Source organism: Pseudoxanthomonas sp. CF125 (assembly GCF_900104085.1).
Lineage (GTDB): Bacteria > Pseudomonadota > Gammaproteobacteria > Xanthomonadales > Xanthomonadaceae > Pseudoxanthomonas_A.
Map to the genome: position 1 here is coordinate 124890 of NZ_FNLD01000002.1, position 16717 is coordinate 141606.

The 16717-nt window shown below is 64.9% G+C and carries 17 protein-coding genes and 1 tRNA gene; 4 read left to right on the plus strand and 14 right to left on the minus strand.

The window, feature by feature from the left end; translation table 11 throughout:
- Positions 1-117 precede the first annotated feature (117 nt).
- From BLR66_RS09990 to BLR66_RS10015, 6 genes are all read right to left on the minus strand, one after another.
- A complete protein-coding gene (locus tag BLR66_RS09990; RefSeq protein WP_093285160.1) occupies positions 118-588 on the minus strand; it encodes a hypothetical protein in 471 nt (156 codons plus the stop codon).
- Between the two features lie 157 nt (positions 589-745).
- A complete protein-coding gene (locus BLR66_RS09995) occupies positions 746-1150 on the minus strand; it encodes a DUF3037 domain-containing protein (RefSeq protein WP_093285164.1) in 405 nt (134 codons plus the stop codon).
- Positions 1137-1904 carry a HipA family kinase gene (locus BLR66_RS10000; protein WP_176943873.1) on the minus strand — a complete coding sequence of 256 codons (768 nt, stop codon included), beginning with the start codon at positions 1902-1904 and terminating at the stop codon, positions 1137-1139. Before BLR66_RS10000 ends, BLR66_RS09995 begins: the two co-directional genes overlap by 14 nt.
- A gap of 364 nt (positions 1905-2268) precedes the next feature.
- Positions 2269-2838: a DUF3016 domain-containing protein gene (locus BLR66_RS10005; RefSeq protein ID WP_093285174.1), complete on the minus strand. Its 570-nt coding sequence runs from the start codon at positions 2836-2838 to the stop codon at positions 2269-2271.
- A 117-nt stretch (positions 2839-2955) separates the two neighbouring features.
- The gene (msrB, locus tag BLR66_RS10010) at positions 2956-3423 is read right to left on the minus strand and encodes a peptide-methionine (R)-S-oxide reductase MsrB (protein ID WP_093285179.1); all 468 of its coding nucleotides are present in this window, start codon (positions 3421-3423) and stop codon (positions 2956-2958) included.
- Positions 3424-3631: 208 nt separating this feature from the next.
- Entirely contained in the window at positions 3632-4678 is a 1047-nt protein-coding gene (locus BLR66_RS10015; RefSeq protein ID WP_093285182.1) for a CorA family divalent cation transporter, read from the minus strand.
- A 354-nt stretch (positions 4679-5032) separates the two neighbouring features.
- On the opposite strand from BLR66_RS10015, the gene BLR66_RS10020 reads away from it, so the two are divergent.
- Positions 5033-5701 (plus strand): DsbA family oxidoreductase, encoded by a 669-nt coding sequence (locus tag BLR66_RS10020; protein ID WP_093285187.1) that lies wholly within the window; start codon positions 5033-5035, stop codon positions 5699-5701.
- A gap of 60 nt (positions 5702-5761) precedes the next feature.
- Here BLR66_RS10020 and BLR66_RS10025 read toward each other — a convergent pair whose 3' ends face one another.
- The 4 genes from BLR66_RS10025 to BLR66_RS10040 all read right to left on the minus strand — a co-directional run bounded on the left by BLR66_RS10025 (position 5762) and on the right by BLR66_RS10040 (position 7582).
- Positions 5762-6028, minus strand: coding sequence for a hypothetical protein (locus tag BLR66_RS10025; protein ID WP_143014613.1), 267 nt, complete (start codon positions 6026-6028; stop codon positions 5762-5764).
- A gap of 83 nt (positions 6029-6111) precedes the next feature.
- A complete protein-coding gene (locus BLR66_RS10030) occupies positions 6112-6414 on the minus strand; it encodes an antibiotic biosynthesis monooxygenase family protein (RefSeq protein ID WP_093285193.1) in 303 nt (100 codons plus the stop codon).
- A gap of 180 nt (positions 6415-6594) precedes the next feature.
- A complete protein-coding gene (locus BLR66_RS10035; RefSeq protein WP_093285197.1) occupies positions 6595-6858 on the minus strand; it encodes a hypothetical protein in 264 nt (87 codons plus the stop codon).
- A gap of 136 nt (positions 6859-6994) precedes the next feature.
- A complete protein-coding gene (locus BLR66_RS10040) occupies positions 6995-7582 on the minus strand; it encodes an arylesterase (RefSeq protein ID WP_255402419.1) in 588 nt (195 codons plus the stop codon).
- A gap of 148 nt (positions 7583-7730) precedes the next feature.
- On the opposite strand from BLR66_RS10040, the gene BLR66_RS10045 reads away from it, so the two are divergent.
- The 3 genes from BLR66_RS10045 to BLR66_RS10055 all read left to right on the plus strand — a co-directional run bounded on the left by BLR66_RS10045 (position 7731) and on the right by BLR66_RS10055 (position 12771).
- Positions 7731-8486, plus strand: coding sequence for an ABC transporter ATP-binding protein (locus BLR66_RS10045; RefSeq protein ID WP_093285204.1), 756 nt, complete (start codon positions 7731-7733; stop codon positions 8484-8486).
- A complete protein-coding gene (locus BLR66_RS10050) occupies positions 8483-10981 on the plus strand; it encodes an ABC transporter permease (protein ID WP_093285207.1) in 2499 nt (832 codons plus the stop codon). The genes BLR66_RS10045 and BLR66_RS10050 overlap by 4 nt, the downstream gene beginning before the upstream one ends.
- Positions 10982-11103: 122 nt before the next feature.
- Complete coding sequence (locus BLR66_RS10055; RefSeq protein WP_093285211.1) at positions 11104-12771, plus strand: ABC1 kinase family protein; 1668 nt, start codon at positions 11104-11106, stop codon at positions 12769-12771.
- A 137-nt stretch (positions 12772-12908) separates the two neighbouring features.
- Here the strand turns inward: BLR66_RS10055 and BLR66_RS10060 are convergent, their stop codons facing one another.
- The 4 genes from BLR66_RS10060 to BLR66_RS19405 all read right to left on the minus strand — a co-directional run bounded on the left by BLR66_RS10060 (position 12909) and on the right by BLR66_RS19405 (position 16540).
- Positions 12909-14126, minus strand: a complete 1218-nt coding sequence (locus tag BLR66_RS10060; protein ID WP_093285214.1) for an RtcB family protein — start codon at positions 14124-14126, stop codon at positions 12909-12911.
- Between the two features lie 196 nt (positions 14127-14322).
- Positions 14323-15444, minus strand: coding sequence for a slipin family protein (locus tag BLR66_RS10065; RefSeq protein WP_093285218.1), 1122 nt, complete (start codon positions 15442-15444; stop codon positions 14323-14325).
- 372 nt (positions 15445-15816) lie between these two features.
- Positions 15817-15889: transfer RNA gene (locus BLR66_RS10070), tRNA-His, on the minus strand.
- 522 nt (positions 15890-16411) lie between these two features.
- Positions 16412-16540, minus strand: coding sequence for a hypothetical protein (locus BLR66_RS19405; RefSeq protein ID WP_255402420.1), 129 nt, complete (start codon positions 16538-16540; stop codon positions 16412-16414).
- Between the last annotated feature and the right edge of the window lie 177 nt (positions 16541-16717).

Sequence of the window (16717 nt, forward strand, 5' to 3'; positions counted from 1 at the left end):
GTCGCCGACGAGCGGAATTGCCGCCGGTCCCGCTTTGTAGGCGCGCAACCGTTAATCGGTTGCGACGGGCGCGCTATGTTTTCTTTACACCGCGCCTTCGATCCGGCCGCGGGCCGCTCAACTCTTGCGCAGACGCGGCTTGAACTTGCCGGCGCAACGGATGTGGGATTCGATGTGCATCCGCGCCAGTTCCAGGTAGTTGGCTTGGGGGCCGCTGCCGCTGCCGTGTATTTCGCCCAGATACTCGCCATCGGCCCATACCTTGCCGACCCATTCGGCTTCGGTCTCGCCGATGGTCAGCGAAACCGTGTAGCGCATGTCCTTGTCGTCCAGGTTCTTGCAGCCGTAGACCATGGGGAACTGGGCGGTGAACACGGTGTCTTCCGCCAGCCTGGCCAGGTGCTGGCGGGTGCGCTCGGCGATCTTCTTGCGCGCGTGTTCGACGACGGTATCGACCGCGCTGCGAACGTATTCGGATCGGTCCATGAAAGGGTCGATCGCCTCGAGTGGGTGATAGGCGTTCTTCTTGACCCAATCGATGAACGCCATTTCCAGCTCAACGGAGCCGGCTTTGAGCTTCTGGTTCATGCAGTACTACTCCAGGGTGCTGCGCGCCGCTCCCAGAAGCGCGATGGCGGCAACGCGAGGAGCCCGATTGTGTGGAACGAAACGTTAAAAGCGCGCGAGCGCGAAGCGGGGCGTGTGATAAGGAGACTCGCGATCAGACGGAGTTCCCGCGTCGCTGTCAGCGCTCCAGCCGCACCATGCTTTGCAGCAGGTGTTCCATGATCGCCGGCATGTCGCCGCACTTGCCCATGTGAACGGGCGAGGTCTGGATGATGGAGCTGCGTTTGGCGGTGAGCCAGTGGAAGCGGGCGCGCTGCGGCAGCAGGCCGATCGGCCCCGTGCCCACGCCGCCGCGGCAAATCGCGGGAATGGTATCCAGATGCCGGCGCAGCGATTCCATGTCCAGGTCGGGCGCCAGCGCCAGCACGCGGGCTTCGTCCAGTTCGATACGCGCTTCCAGGTAGCGCGAAGCTTCGCAGGAGAGGATCACGCCGACATTGACGAACTCCTCGCGTTCCACCCGCGGCACGACCCGGATCACCGCATAATCGTAGTGATTGCTGTTGGGGCTATCGGCGCGCATGGATCGCCTCCTGCACGAAAGACTGGCGCTCATCGAGGCGCCGCATCAGATACTCCACGTAGGCGGCGCGCTGTGCGGCCGGGTCGGCGAAGGCATCGGCATTGAGCAGCCAGCCGTCCGGCACCTGCGCCACGATGCCCTGCAGGACGTCGCGACCGAGCTTCGCCGCAAGCGCCGCGTCCGCTTCGGGCAACGCCGCCGCCCACGGCAACAGCACATGGTCCTTGATCATCTTGAACGGATTGCCGGCGATGGCGCTGCCCCCATCCCAGCCATGATGGAAATACAGCGCCGCGCCATGGTCGATCAGGCGCAGCTGCCGGTGCCACATCAGCAGGTTGGTGTTGCGGGGCGTGCGGTCGACGTTGCTGACATAGGCGTCGAACCAGACGATCCGCGAGGCCAGCTCGTCCGAGGGCTGCTCGGCCACCGGATCGAAGTTCACCGCGCCAGGCAGGTAATCCAGGGCCAGATTCAAACCTGCGCTTTCCCGGATCAAGTGCTGGATTTCCGAATCCGGCTCGGTGCGCGCCAGATCCGGATCCAGCTCCAGCAGCACGATTTCCGGAATGGGCAGATCCAGCGCGCGCGCGATTTCCCCGGCGATCAGCTCGGCCACCAGCGCTTTCGCGCCCTGGCCGGCGCCGCGGAACTTGAGCACGTACATGCCGTCGTCGTCGGCCTCGACCACGGCGGGCATGGAGCCGCCTTCGCGCAGCGGGGTGACGTAGCGGGTGGCGGAGACGGTGCGCAGCGGCATGGAACTAGGATACCGGCTCTGGCCAGCAGGATGTCGGGAAAAGAACGGCATTGCCGCCGCGCAGGCGCATCGTGCAGGCCGCATCCCTGTGGAGAAAGCGGCGGCACCGGCAAGCCCGTAAGCATCATCGTTCTTCGTCATCCCAGCGAAAGCCGGGATCCATCTTGATTTTGCTTTTTTGCTTCCGCAAAGAAAATACGAACGGAAAAGGAAGGTATGGCCGAAATAGGTCCCAGCTTTCGCCGGGATGACGGACGAGGTGATGCTTGGGCCAAGAGCAGCCGAGCAAGCCCGGCACTACAAGGCCAACGGCGCTCCACCGCGGCGGACACTCGCCTGCGCGGCGGCTACCGTCGCATCAGCGTGCGCTGAGCTCCGCTTCCGGTTTGAATTCGCGGCGCAGCCAATCGTCCAGCAGGCCTTTTTCGTAACGCAGCGGATCGCTGTCGCCCAGCATGCTGTTGCCCATGAGGAATGCGGTATCGACCAGCTTGCGTTCGCCCTGATCGATGACATTGCCTTGTGCGTCCGTGCGCTTGAAGGTCAGGGAAATGCGGGGCGGATAGATGTCGCGCACGAAGCGCGTGTCCTGCAGGTTGGGCCCGCGCCAGGGCTCGTACTGGCCGGCGCGCTTGATGTCGGTGATGGTGACTTGCAGTTGCTCACCGGGCGGCAGCTTCTTGGTGGCGCTCTTCTGCAGATACTGGGCCAGCTGTGCGACCCAGTTGCCGCGCTGGGCTTCCCAGCGGTTGCCGCTATAGCGGATATCGGAGAACTGCGCGGGATCGGTCCAGTCCACGCTGACCGGGCCTTCGGCGGGCAGGCTGCGCGGGGCGTCGGGATCGGTCACGTTGCGCGACTTGGCGGCCACCGGGCCGGCGAGGAACAGCGCCAGCAGGATGCCCGCGAACAGGGAGGAAGTTTTCATGAGATGACTCCGTTGACGTGGCGGGGAGCACGATTCTGCTCTCCCTGGTCCTCAATACGGGGCAGACGGCGGATTCGTTGCGCTGCCGTTGCGCCGCATTCATGCCGCGGTGAGCGGTCAGTCCGCGACGCCTGCCTCCGCCCCGCCGCGATGCAGCGGATCGGGCAGCGCCGCCCCCTGTTCGGTGAAGCCCAGCGATACCGAATTGAGGCAATGGCGCTCGCCGGTCGGCGGGGGGCCATCCGGGAAAACGTGGCCCAGATGGCTGTCGCAACGGGCGCAGACGATCTCGGTGCGGATCATGCCGTAGCTGGTGTCGCGGAGGGTCTTCACATGCGCATCGTCGTAGGGCCTGAAGAAACTGGGCCAGCCGGTGCCGGAATCGAACTTGGCGCTGGAGCGGAACAGCGGCAACCCGCATAGCCGGCAGGTGTAGACGCCCTCCAGCTTGTTGTCCAGAAACACGCCGCAGAACGCGGCCTCGGTTCCGTGCTCCAGCAGTACCCGGCGCTCTTCGCCATTCAGGCCATCGATCAACTGCTGGCGCTGGGCGGGGTTGGGCGGGGTGAGGTCGAATGCGCTCATGGGGGACTCCTGGCCGGGGTTGAAGTTTGCAGGGTCGGATATTCGCTGCGCGCGAAGGCCCATTAAGCCTGCCTGGCTGCGATATGGGGATGCGGTGGCCCTATTTCCACAGAGATACCGCTTTGGAAATCAGGAGGGATCTTGGACAGGCTCACCACGAACGGCATTTTGGGCAGGCTAAACGCCAACGGTTTGCTGGCGCCGCTGCTCAGCCTCCCACGCCGAACCTTCGCAACAGTGCGTACACGAGTACGCTGGAGGCCAGGCACAAGCCCATGGCGATGCCGAACCCATGGGCGCTTTGCAGCAACGGCAGGTTTTCCATGTTCATGCCGAACACGCCCACCACCAACGTGGGCGGCAGCAACAGCGCGGTGACCACGGATAGCACGAACAAGTGCCGGTTGGTCTGTTCGGCCAGTTTCGCGGCCACTTCGTCCTGCAGCAGGCGTGCGCGCTCGTGCAGCGTGGCCACGTCGCTGTCCAGTTCGTCGAAGCGCTGCGATAGCCGCGTGGCCGCCGGCAGCAAGACATGCTCGGAGGACGCGGCGTAGCGCTGCTCGAACTGGCGCAACACCCGCCGCAGCGCAGTCAGTGGCCGATGCATGTGCACCGCGTGGCGTCGCAGCAGGGCCAGGTCGCGACGCTCTTCGCCGATGCGGTCGGCGAGCACGCGATCCTCGATATGGTCCAGCTCCTCGCCCAGCTCCAGGGTGGCGCGAGCCACCGAGACGGCGAACCGTTCGACGATGGCTTCGAGTACATCGGCCGCCGAATCGAAACGCACGCCGCTACGCACCTGCTGGCGTACCTGCTCCACCGAACGCAGCGCCTGGCGCCGCGCGCTGATGATCAGGCCATCGGTCAGCGCGAAATGCAGCCAGCCCACTTCCGCCTCGCCGCGTGCGAACGAATGCCTGCTGTGATCGCTGCCGCGCTGGTGGTGCCAGTCGACGAAGACGCCGAATGCCGTCTCTTCTTCCAGCTGCAGGCTGACGTGGGTGTCGTGCGAGAGCAGCGCTTCGTTGGCCTCTTCAGGCAGCCCGAGCTGGGCAACGGCCTGGGCGGTGCGCGCATCGCTGGCGTTGAAGTGCAGCCACAACCACGGGTGGTCCGCCCGCGCCGCAGCCAGCGCCACGGGGGTCAACCTTTCCACTTCCAGACCATGGGCGATGCCATCGGTGTCGAATGCGTAGGCCCACACCAGGCAGGGCATGCCGTTGAAGGAAGGGGCTTCAGCGGTGGGAACGAGCATTCGGAAGCGGATCCCGGCTTTCAAGACAGTCTGGTGACAAGCAAGCTACGCGCGCGCCATGCCAGTTTTGTGACAGCGCGCTTTGCTCGCTTCGATTGGAGCGGGACCAGAAAAGGGGACGGCCGTGGCCGTCCCCTTGGGTGACGCGCAAGCGACGACGAGGACGCCTGCGGCATCGGTACCTGGCGCATGGCGTGGATCGCGCCATTATTTGGATAAACGCCAGCCGTCGTCGCAACGGCCATGCCGCACCGTTCCATTCATGTGGATGGGCGTTCGGATTGATCCGCGGCATAGCGCCCCCATCTGCTGGACATCGCGGCATCGCCGCTGCCCGAAGCCCGTGGAGATGCCATGTCCGTTCCCGTCAAGATCGATTTCGTTTCCGATGTCGCCTGTCCCTGGTGCGCGGTGGGTTTGAAGTCGCTGGAGGCGGCGATTGCGCGGGTAGGCGGCGAGCTGGACGTCGAACTGCGCTTCCAGCCCTTCGAACTCAATCCGCAGATGCCCGCCGAAGGTGAGGACGCGGTGGAGCATCTGACCCGCAAGTACGGCATCACCGCCGAACAGGCGGCGCGCAACGGCGAAGCCATCCGTGCGCGCGGCGCCGAGCTGGGTTTCGAGTTCCGCATGGACCGGCGCCGGCACGTGTACAACACCTTCGATGCCCATCGCCTTCTGCATTGGGCCGAAAGCCAGGGCGAAGGGCGGCAGCTGGCGCTCAAGCATGCGTTGTTGAGCGCCTACTTCACCGACGGACAGGACGTGTCCTCGGCCGAAGTGCTGGCGCAGTTGGCGGCTGCGGCCGGTCTGGATGCAGACCGCGCGCGCGCGATCCTGGCTTCGGACGAATACGCCCAGGAGGTGCGTGCGCAGGAAGAGTTCTACACGAGCCAGGGCATCACCGCGGTGCCGTCGGTGATCTTCAACGATCGGCATCTTGTGCAAGGCGGGCAGCCGGTGGAGCTGTTCGAACAAGCGCTGCGCCAATTGGCGGGCATCCCCGCGCCGCAAAAAACCTGAGCCGCGCCCGGGAACCTGCGATCACTGGCTCGCAGTCGCCGGATGCGCGCCGTGTGGGTTTCAGCCGTGGCAGATCAGCATCACCGACTCGCGACCGGCCATGTCCATGACCACTGCGGTGGGAATGCCGTGGTTTTCATGCAGGGACATCGCCATCAGGTCGGCGGTTTCCATGGCATCGTTGCGCGAAGCGAACCATAACCGGCCCTGGTCGCCTTCATAGAGCTGCCAGCCACTGCGCGCGGATACGATAGTGAACATCAAGCGCTGCTGCATGTCGGGTTCTCCTGCGGCGATGCTGGCGCCGCAGAAGCATCCTGAACTCATGTGATACGAATCACATTAGGGCGATGGCCCTCTGTCGCGTAGGAAAAGTCCTACTTCCAGCCCCGTCCTTCCCGTTGCGGCGATCAGCTCGCCAGGGGCCGCAACTCGTGCTGTTCGATGTCGGTGGACAAAGCGTGGAACCGCAAGGCCACTTCATAGATGCCGGCCATCGCGAAAGCCGAGCGCTGGGAATCGGGATGGTCCCAGAACTCGGTGATGAAGACCGCATCGGGTTCGGCGGGCACGGTGCTCACCACGTAGCTCAGGCAGCCGGGAACGTTGAAAACCAGGCGCGTGACTTCTTCGAGCGCTTCGACCAGAAGCTCATGTTTGCCTGGAAGCGCCCGCGCCTTGGTGGCCAATCCATAACCGTAGGACGAGTTCATGATCGGGCATGCTCACGAAGTTGCGACTTTCCATCCTAGGGCTGTGCGCCGGATGGAAGGTTAAGCATTCGGAAAAGTCATGGGATGCCTGTCGACACTTGAAGTCGCGCCCGGATCGTGCATCCGCGCATCGCATATTCGCCGCGCCGACGCGCCCTGCGCCGCTAATCCGTCGTTCGCTCAGTGCGCGGCGAGCGTGGGTATGGCTTCGAAACGCCGGGCGTAGCCGCGTTCGTCGGCAACCCGCTCCACTTCCTGGTCGGCCAGATCGGGCGCCCCATACACCGCGTAGGCGATGCTGCCGTCGTCGCGCTGGCCGACTTGATGCAGTCGGTAGCGGGGGCGGCCGCTGCCGCTGTTTTCTGGGTAGTGCACCGGTGGCTGGCTACCGTCCAGATCCATTTCGCTGTTGTCGACCACGCCGCCGATGAATAAAGCACGCATCGCTGTTCTCCTATGAGGCTAAGGAATCATCAGATGACACGCAGCATCGCAAACGCATTGTTGGGGTTGTATGAAGTTGGCGTTGAAATTGCGGCAAGCCCGCGTGAAGAGACTTGCGCTGGTCGCCGCCGAGGTTTCATTTGAGCAAAGGCGCGAGGGACTTCCAGACATGGTCGCGCAGTTTCGGCTGCGCAGAGGCGATGGGATGCAGGTTGTCGGCCTGGAAGGCGCTGCGGTCCAGTGCGATGGGTTCCAGCAGGAAAGGCAGAAAGGCGGTCTTGTGGAGCTTGGAAAGGTCGCTGAAGCTGCGCTCGAAACCTTGCGTGTAATCGCGACCCAGGTTGGGCGGCATGCGCATGCCGACCAGCAGCACCTTGGCGCCGGCGGCCTGCGATAGCTTGATCATGCGTTCCAGGTTGCTGCGGGTCTGTTGCAAGGGAAGGCCGCGCAAGCCGTCGTTGGCGCCCAGTTCGATCACCACCACGGCGGGGCGGTTGCGTTTGAGCTCTCCGGCGATGCGCGACGCGCCGCCTGCGGTGGTTTCGCCGCTGATGCTGGCGTTGACCACGCGCCAGCCGGGCTGGGTCTTGTTCACCCGGTCGGCGGTCAGCGCCACCCAACCCTGCGCAGCGCTGAGGCCGTAGGCGGCCGATAGCGAATCGCCCATCACCAGAATGGTGCGTGCGCCCTGGGCAGGCGCGGTTTGCGCGAAAGAAGCGGGCACCAGCGTCGCGAAAACCAGCAACACCCAACCTATGGCACATTGAATGCGGCTGCGTGGCGCCGCATATCGCAAGTTCTTAAGAAGCCAGCTCTTAAAAATCATTTAACAACGTCTCCCGATCATGGGTGGACAAACACCAAGGACCATCATGGCCGATTCCACCGAACTGCGCGCTGAAGTCGCGCGGCCCAAGCTTGCACCACAAGAGCCGCGTCCCGCATTGCAGGTCAGCGCCCTGGGCAAGCGCGTGCCTTTGCCTTCGGGCGAGCTGACTATTCTGCAAGACGTGGGCTTCCGGATAGACCATGGCGACACGGTGGCGATCGTCGGCGCCTCCGGCTCGGGCAAGAGTACCTTGCTGTCGTTGCTGGCCGGGCTGGACAGTCCCAGCGACGGCAGTGTCACGCTCGATGGCGAAGCGCTTTCCACCATGGATGAAGACGGGCGCGCGCGGGTGCGCGGCGAGAAGGTCGGCTTCGTCTTCCAGAGCTTCCAGCTGCTGCCTTCATTGACCGCCCTGGAGAACGTGATGCTGCCGCTGGAATTGCGCGGCGATGCCGATGCGGAGACGCCAGCGCGGCAGATCCTGCAGAAGGTGGGACTGGCCGAGCGCCTGGGCCACTACCCGCGCCAGCTTTCCGGCGGCGAACAGCAGCGCGTGGCGCTGGCGCGCGCGTTCGTCACCCGGCCGTCGCTGCTGTTCGCCGACGAACCCACCGGCAACCTGGATACCCATACCGGGCAGGCGATCATCGAACTGCTGTTCGCCTTGAATGCCGAGGCAGGTACCACGCTGGTGCTGGTCACCCACGACGAACATCTGGCCGGGCGCTGCGGCCGTATTCTGCGGCTGGATAGTGGCGCGCTCATCGACGATGCGCCGGTCGAAGGCGCCGCTGCATGAAGACCTTGCGGATGGCGTGGCGGCAATTGCTGCGCGATGCGGCCGCAGGCGATATCCGCATCCTGTTCGCCGCGCTGGTATTGGCGGTGGTGGCGGTGACCGCCGTCGGCTTCGTCACCGACCGTGCCGAGCGCGCGCTGGCGATCGAAGCCAACCGCCTGCTGGGCGGCGATGCCGTCGTCCGCGGCGACGCGCCCATCACCGGCGCCGTGCGCGAGGCCGCCAACGCCGCCGGCTTGCGGCGCACCGAAACGCTCAGCCTGGACAGCATGATCCGCGCAGGCGAGCAGCTGCGCCTGGGCGACCTGCGCGCACTGGGCGAAGGCTTTCCGCTGCGCGGCAGCTTCCGCATCATCGACGCCGCTGGAGCCGCCGAACACGACGCGCAGGGCATTCCCGCGCCCGGCACGCTGTGGATGAGCCAATCCGGCGCCGAGACGCTGGACGCGAAAATCGGGGACAGCATCGGCATCGGCGACTCGCAGCTGCGCCTGACCGCACTGGTGGTGCAGGAACCCGACGCTTCGATGGACTATTTCAATGTCGCGCCCAAGGTTTTCCTCAATCTCGCCGACGTGCGGGCCACTGGTCTGGTGCAGGAAGGCAGCCGTCTGGGCTATCGATTGGTGGTGGCGGGCGATGCCGCGGCGGTGGAGCGTTTCACCGCCATCGCGCGTCCGGCGCTGGCGCGCGGACAGCGCCTGGAAACCATCCAGGACGCGCGCCCGGAGATTCGTTCTTCGCTGGACCGCGCCGGCCGTTTTCTAGGATTGGCCGCGCTGGTTTCCGTCGTGCTTGCCGCGGTGGCCGTGGCCATGGCGGCGCGCCGTCATAGCGAACGCCATTTATCCGGCACCGCCGTCATGCGCTGTCTCGGCGCCAGCCAGCGCACCCTGGTTGGCATCCACGTGGGCGAACTGATTCTGCTGGGCCTGATCGCTTGCACCGTGGGCGTGCTGATTGCCTATGGTCTGCAATGGGCGATCGGCAGTTGGCTGCAGGCGGAAATGAAGATCTCCATTCCCCCTGCAGGCTGGCTGCCTGCGTTGCAGGGGTACGGCGTGGGCATGATTGTGCTGCTGGCCTTCGGCGCGCCGCCGGTGCTGGCGTTGCGCCGCGTGCCTGCCTTGCGCGTACTGCGCCGCGATCTGGACCCCACCGAACCCAGCGCGTGGCTGGTCGCGTTGACCGGCTTCGTCGGTTTGGGCGCGCTGCTGTGGTGGAAGGCGGGTTCGGCGACCTTGGGCACGGCCATGCTGCTCGGCATTCTGGGCACGCTGGCGGTGCTCGCCCTGCTGGCGTGGCTGATGATCCTGCTGGTGCGTCGCCTGCGTTCGCGTCTGCGCGGCAGCCTGCGTTATGGATTGGCGAACGTGAGCCGCCGTGCGGGCACCAGCGTGGCCCAGGTATCCGCGCTGGGCTTGGGATTGATGGCGCTGCTGCTGTTGACCTTCGTGCGCACGGACCTGCTGGACCGCTGGCAGCTGTCCTTGGCTGCCGATGCGCCCAACCGTTTCATCATCAACGTGCAGGAAGACCAGCAGGCTGAGGTGAACGCGTTCATGGCCGAGCAGAAGATCGCGCCGCCTGTGCTGTTCCCGATGATCCGCGGGCGCCTGGTGTCGCTCAACGGCAAGCCCACCAGCGGTGCCGATTACGCGGATGACCAGGAAGCCAAGCGCCGGGCCGAACGCGAATTCAACCTCTCCACCGCCGCGACCCTGCGCGACGACAACAAGGTCACCGCCGGCAAGTTTTGGAATGGCCGTACGCCTGCCACGCCGGAGCTATCGGTCGAAGAGCGCTTCGCCGAACAACTGGGCTGGAAGATCGGCGACCGCGTGGCCTTCGATATCGCCGGCCAACCGTTCGAAGGAAAAATCACCAGCCTGCGCAGCGTGGATTGGGAAAGCTTCCGTCCCAATTTCTTCGTGATCGCTTCGCCCGGATCGATGGAAGGGTATCCGGCCAGCTACATCACCGCGGTGAGCGTTCCGCCCGGACAGAAGCGTTTCACCGCGCAGCTGGTCGAGCGCTTCCCCAACCTGTCGGTGATCGATGTCGATGCGGTGCTCAAGCAGGTGCGCAGCACCGCCGACCAGGTGTCTACCGTGGTCCAGGTGGTGTTCTGGTTCTCGCTGGCCGCCGGCGTGCTGGTATTGCTGGCGGCGGTCAGCGCCAGCCAGGACGAGCGTTTGCTGGAAGGCGGCGTGATGCGCGTGCTCGGTGGCAGCCGCCGGCAGTTGCGGCTCGCGCAGGCATCGGAATTCGCTGCGATCGGCTTGCTCTCCGGTCTGGTCGCGGCCATTGCCGCGTCGGTGTTGTCCGGCGTGATCGCCACCCAGGTGTTCGATCTGCCGTGGAAGGCGAACTGGTCGCTGGCCGCCATCGGCGGAGGTCTGGGCATGCTGGCCGCGCTGACCGCGGGGCTTTTCGCCACGCGCCGCGTGCTGGATGCGCCGCCTTCGGTGACGTTGCGGGAGCTGCAGGGCTGAAGTCGCGCGGCTGACCCGGCGCCCGCGCCCGGATTCATGCGCGGTTGGGCGTTTCCGCCCCGTTTCACCGCGCGATTACCCATGCGTGGACACACTCGCTGGAAACCGCATGGAGTCGAGCGATGGATTCGAACCTGCACAACGCGCCAGCGGTCGGCGGCAGCATGGAACGCAGGGCGCAGATCCTGCGTTTCCTGTGGTGCTATCGCAATTCGGGTGTGTTCTCCGGGCTTTCCTTGGAGCCGTCGCTGGAACAACGGTTCGAATCGGAAGGAAGTCCTGAAGAATTCAGCCGCGATCTCGAAGCGCTGGGCCCGACCTTCGTCAAGCTGGGGCAGATGCTTTCCACGCGTCCGGACATAGTGCCGCCCGCTTACGCCACGGCACTGGAACGCATGCAGGAAAAAGTCGGCCCGATCCCCTTCGAGCAAGTGCGCGAAGTGGTCGAAGAGGAGCTGGGCGTGCGCTTGAGCAAAGCATTCGGCCAGTTCGATCCCGAACCGATCGGTTGCGCCTCGCTGGCCCAGGTCCACCGCGCCACCCTGCGCGACGGCACGCCAGTCGCGGTCAAGGTGCAGAAGCCCGGCGTCGGGTTGCAGCTGGCGGCGGATCTTTCCCTGCTGCGCGGCGTGGCCAATGCCGCCGACCGCATCACCAAGCTGGGCAGGCACGTGCATTTCGCCGACTGGCTGGGCGAATTCAACCGCACGCTCATGGCCGAACTCGACTACGTGGCCGAAGCGCAGAACCTGGAACGCTTCGGCGAACATCTGGCGCCGTATCCGGAGCTGTGCGTGCCGTATCCGGTCTGGGATCTCACCAGCCGCCGGGTACTGACCATGCAGTTGCTGGAAGGCGCGCGCGTGGACCAGGTGCCGGGCGTGCGCCGCACCGAACAGCCGATGCAGCCTTTGGCCGATGCGCTGATGCGCGGCTACCTGGATCAGATGTTCGTCTACGGCGAGATCCACGCCGATCCGCATCCCGGCAACTTGCGCGTCATGACCGATGGCCGTCTGGCGATCTTCGACCTGGGCATGGTCGCCAACGTGCCGCCGCGCCAGCGCGAGCGCATGCTCAAACTTCTTTTCGCGGCGGTCGATGGGCGCGGCGAGCAGGTCGCGCAGGGAGCCATCGCATTGGGCACGCCGCTGGACGACTACGACGACGAGCGTTTCACCCGCGAGGTAGGGCAGCTGGTAGCCCGATACGCCGCCCACAGCGCCTCGATGTCGGAAGGCCGTGTGGTGCTGGAGCTGGTACGCCTGGCCACCGCCCACGGCCTACGCACGCCCCCTGAAGTGAGCCTGCTGGGCAAGACGCTATTGAATCTGGACGCGGTATGCCAGCTGCTGGTGCCGGGATTCGATGCGAAACAGGCAGTGGAAAACCATCTGCAGCACGTCATGCGCGCGCGCCTGCGCCAGTCGCTGTCTTCGCCCAGCCTGGCCAGCGAACTGATGGAACTGCAGTCGCTGATGCGCGATGGGCCGCGCAAGCTCGCCGACATACTCGACGTGGTCGCGGACAACCGCTTGCAGCTGCGGGTGACCGGGCTGGAGGAGTCGCACCTGATGGAAAGCCTGCAGAAGATCGCCAACAGGATCGCGGCCGGCGTGATCACCGCCTCGCTGATCCTGGCTTCTTCGCTGATGATGCGCATCCCCACCCAAAGCACGCTGTGGGGTTATCCGACTGTGGCGTTGCTGCTGTTCCTGCTGGGCGTAGGCCTGGGCGCGAGCATCGTGGTCAGCGCGCTGTTCGGCGACCGCAAGGTAAAGGCGAAATAGCCGACTGCGCCGTAGGAGCGACGTGAGTCGCGAAACGATGGGTGCGGAGGTTATGGTTTCGCGACTTACGTCGCTCCTACGGCAGCAACAAGAAAGCGCCACCCTGTGAAGGGCGGCGCCGTTGGTTGCGGGCTTGATCAGCCTTTGATGCAGATCACCTGACGCAGCGTGTGCACCACTTCCACCAGGTCGGTCTGCGCGGCCATGACCGCATCGATCGACTTGTAGGCGGCCGGCGATTCGTCGACCACCGCCGCATCCTTGCGGCACTCCACATGCGCGGTGGCTTCGCGGTGCTGGGCCAGGGTGATGTTCTGCCTGGCCGCCGTACGGCTCATCACGCGGCCGGCGCCGTGGCTGCAGCTGTGGAAGCTGTCCGCGTTGCCCTTGCCGCGCACGATATAACTGCGCGTGCCCATGCTGCCCGGGATGATGCCCAGCTCGCCCGCGCGTGCGCTGACCGCGCCCTTGCGGGTCACCAGCAGTTCCTCGCCACCGTGCGTTTCCTTCTGCACGTAGTTGTGGTGGCAGTTCACCGCCAATTTCTCCAGCTGGAACTTCGGCAGGCGATGGCGCATTTCCGCCAGTACCCGCGCCATCATCGCCTCGCGGTTGTGGCGCGCGTAATCCTGCGCCCACGACACCGCTTCCACGTAGTCGTCGAACAGCGGCTCGCCTTCCATGAAGAAAGCCAGGTCCTTGTCCGGCAAGTGAAAACCGAGCACGCGGTGCGCCAACTGCTCGCGCGCACGCTCGATGAAGTAGCTGCCGATCAGGTTGCCGGTGCCGCGCGAGCCGCTGTGCAGCATCACCCATACCGCATCGGTCTCGTCCAGACAGATCTCGATGAAATGGTTGCCGCCACCCAGCGTGCCGATCTGGCGTTCCAGCTTGTCGGTGCGGATCTTGCGGTGCTTGGCCTTGATCGCCTCCAGCCCGGCATGCAATCCCGATTGCGCGATGCGCGTCTCATGGCTGTCCGGCAGACGGCGATGCTCGCCACCCGGTCCGTTGCCCACCGGCACGCCGCGCTCGATGGACGAACGCAGCTGCGCCAGGTTGTCCGGCAGGTCGCTCGCGCGCAGGGTGGTGCGCACCGCGGCCATGCCGCAGCCGATGTCCACACCGACCGCGGCCGGGATGATCGCACCGCGGGTCGGAATGACCGAACCCACCGTCGCACCCTTGCCAAGATGCACGTCCGGCATCACCGCCACCCACGGTCCGACGAACGGGATGCTGGCGATGTTTCGCAACTGCGCGTGGGCCTGGTCTTCCAGCGGCACGCCGCGCACCCATCCCTTGATCGGGGTGGCGCTGCCTTCGGCATGCAGCAATTCGTAATTGGTGTCCATGATGTCCTTCCTTGTAGAAAAGAGCCCCCTCCCCCGTTCACGGGGGAGGGTTGGGGTGGGGGCTCGACGGAGCCATCGGCAATCCCTTGCCATGAAGTCATCGAATGCGGCTCTTACAGTATCCGCATTCAATTTCCACGACTCCGTTCGCCCCCATCCCAGCCTTCCCCCGCAAGCGGGGGAAGGGGCGGTTGCATTACTTCAACGTCACCAACTGCTTCAGCACGCCATCCAGGCCGCCGAACACAGTCAGCTTGTCGATCTTCTCGGTGACCTTCTCCAAGGCCTCCAGTTCCTTCAGGCGCATCAGCACCGGGCTCTCCTCGATCAGCTTGGCGGTGTTGAGCAGGGAACGCGTGGCGTTCGCCTCCTCGCGCCTGCGGATCACGTTGGCTTGCGCCGCCTTCTCCGCCTGCACCACGCTGTTGAGGATGTCCTTCATCTCGCCCGGCAGGATCACGTCCTTCACGCCGACGCCCAGCACCTCGACGCCGAATGCGCCGACCTGGCCGCGCACGTAACCGAAGATGTCGGCGTCCAGGGACGCCTTGTCGCCCAGCAATTCGTCCAGCGTCTTGGCGGAAACCGCCTTGCGCAGGCCGTACTGCAGTTCGCGGTACAGGCGATCGCCGAACTTGGCTACCTTGGTACGCGCGGCGACCGGGTCGGTCACGCGCATGCTGGCGGCCAGGTTCACACGCAGGCTGACCTTGTCCTTGGTCAGCAACTCCTGGCCCGAGACCTCGACCGACTGCACGCGCAACTCGATCACCTCGGCGCTCACGTTCTTCTGGAAATTCCAGAAGGCGTAAGCGCCCGGCGCCAGCGTGCGCGCCAGCTTGCCGTCGACGAACACCAGGCCCGCCGACTCGGCCGGCACCTCGGCGGTCACCGCGACCTTGGACAACACCCCGAGCTGACGCAGACGACGGGTGACGGCGACATCGACTTCGAGATTCCCGGCCAGCGCCACGCGCTGCACCTCGACCTTGACCAGCCCGCGCCAGTACAGCTTGCGCGAACCCGGCGCCAGCACGTCTTCCAGCTTGCCGTTCTTCGACACCAGGCCGACTTCATCGGCGCCGATGTCGGCCAGCACGAAGGTTTCGTCCAGCCTGTCGCCCAGGCGCGCGATCAGCGCATCGGCATCGCGACCGGCGTACTCCGGATTGGCGATGTTGTGCACGGCCACCTCGATCCGCTTCAGCGGGTCGAACATGCGGTACACGCCCGCGGCGAGCACGCGCTCGAACTGACGATTTTGATACACCAGGCCGCGCTCGCCGTCACCGATCACGACCCTCTTGGTCCAGAACATGGCACTACTCCTTAGGTATGGCTCTGGTGGTCCGATCCATTGCATGACGCCGCAGGCGCGGATCGGTTCCGCCTGCAGCTGTTGGTTCTCCTTCTCCCACTGGGAGAAGGGAAGCGGAGAAAAGTGGAAACGCCCCTTGACGCCGGCGAAGCGGAATCGCAGCGCTGTCGGCGGAGAGCCGGAAGTTTCCGGTCTGCATGGCGATGTTCAGCCATGTAGACGATCCGCTTCCGTCCGTCCGCTTCAAGAGCAACGATCCGGCCGCGCCACCGCTGCCTTGTTCCGTACCCGCATTCCTTCGCGGAGTTACCGAACGCCGCATGGGGCGTTTCCTGTGGTGGAACTTTCGTTCCTATTTCCAGATTTACAGTCTGGTTTGGAGCGGGAGTCGAACCCGCGACCCGCAGATTCATGGTCTGCTGCTCTAACCCTCTGAGCTATCCAGTGGTGACGTGTCGGAATCGAACCGACTTATTCAGCGCTGAGCTGATGCCTAACCATTCGGCCATCGTCCTCGCGAAACACCCTCTCCCACGCTTCGGCATACGCCACGGCAAGCCCGCGCGCACCGGACGGCATCGCAAGCCGTACCGCTGTAGCGTGTTCGATCGATGTTCCGTATTGCCGGCTGTCGCCAACCGGCAATCCTTGCGGGCGTCTTGCGCCCAATGCATTGCAAACCCAGCCTCGCGCCGCTCGCGTCGAAGCATCACCACGCGGCGCACATGCGCCGGTCGCAGCCGCGCCCCTGCCTCGGGCGCGCAGCATCGCTGCGCCCGGATGCTTCAGGGCGAATATCGCTTGTTGAAAGCCGATTTTCCATTGGCTGGTTTTGCCGAACTCTTGCGCTGCATGCGCTTCCTTTGCGAACGCTGGAAACAAAACGCCCCCGGGACTTGCGACCCGAGGGCGTTCGCGTTGCCTCGGGAGATCGGGGTGGCCGATCTCCCAGGGAGTCCGACCGTGATTAGCTGTGCATGTACCGGTTGCGTTCGCCGGGCAGGCGATCGCATGGCTTCGTGCAGGCGCGCGCATCCGCGCCGCGGCGGGTGGGCCACAGTGCAAAGAGGATCGCGTTGACGAAGTTCGGTTTCATGGGAAGTTCTGGTGTCGCAAAAAACGCCACGGGGGCGAAGGCCGCGCACGATACGCTGCTTGTTTTCGATGCGCAACTATTTTTTAACATCGAAATTCAGAACCTGACGAACGGTTGCAACGAATGGGCGAGCGATACGTATCGATGCGAATCAGACGCGGCAGGTAGAATCGTCGC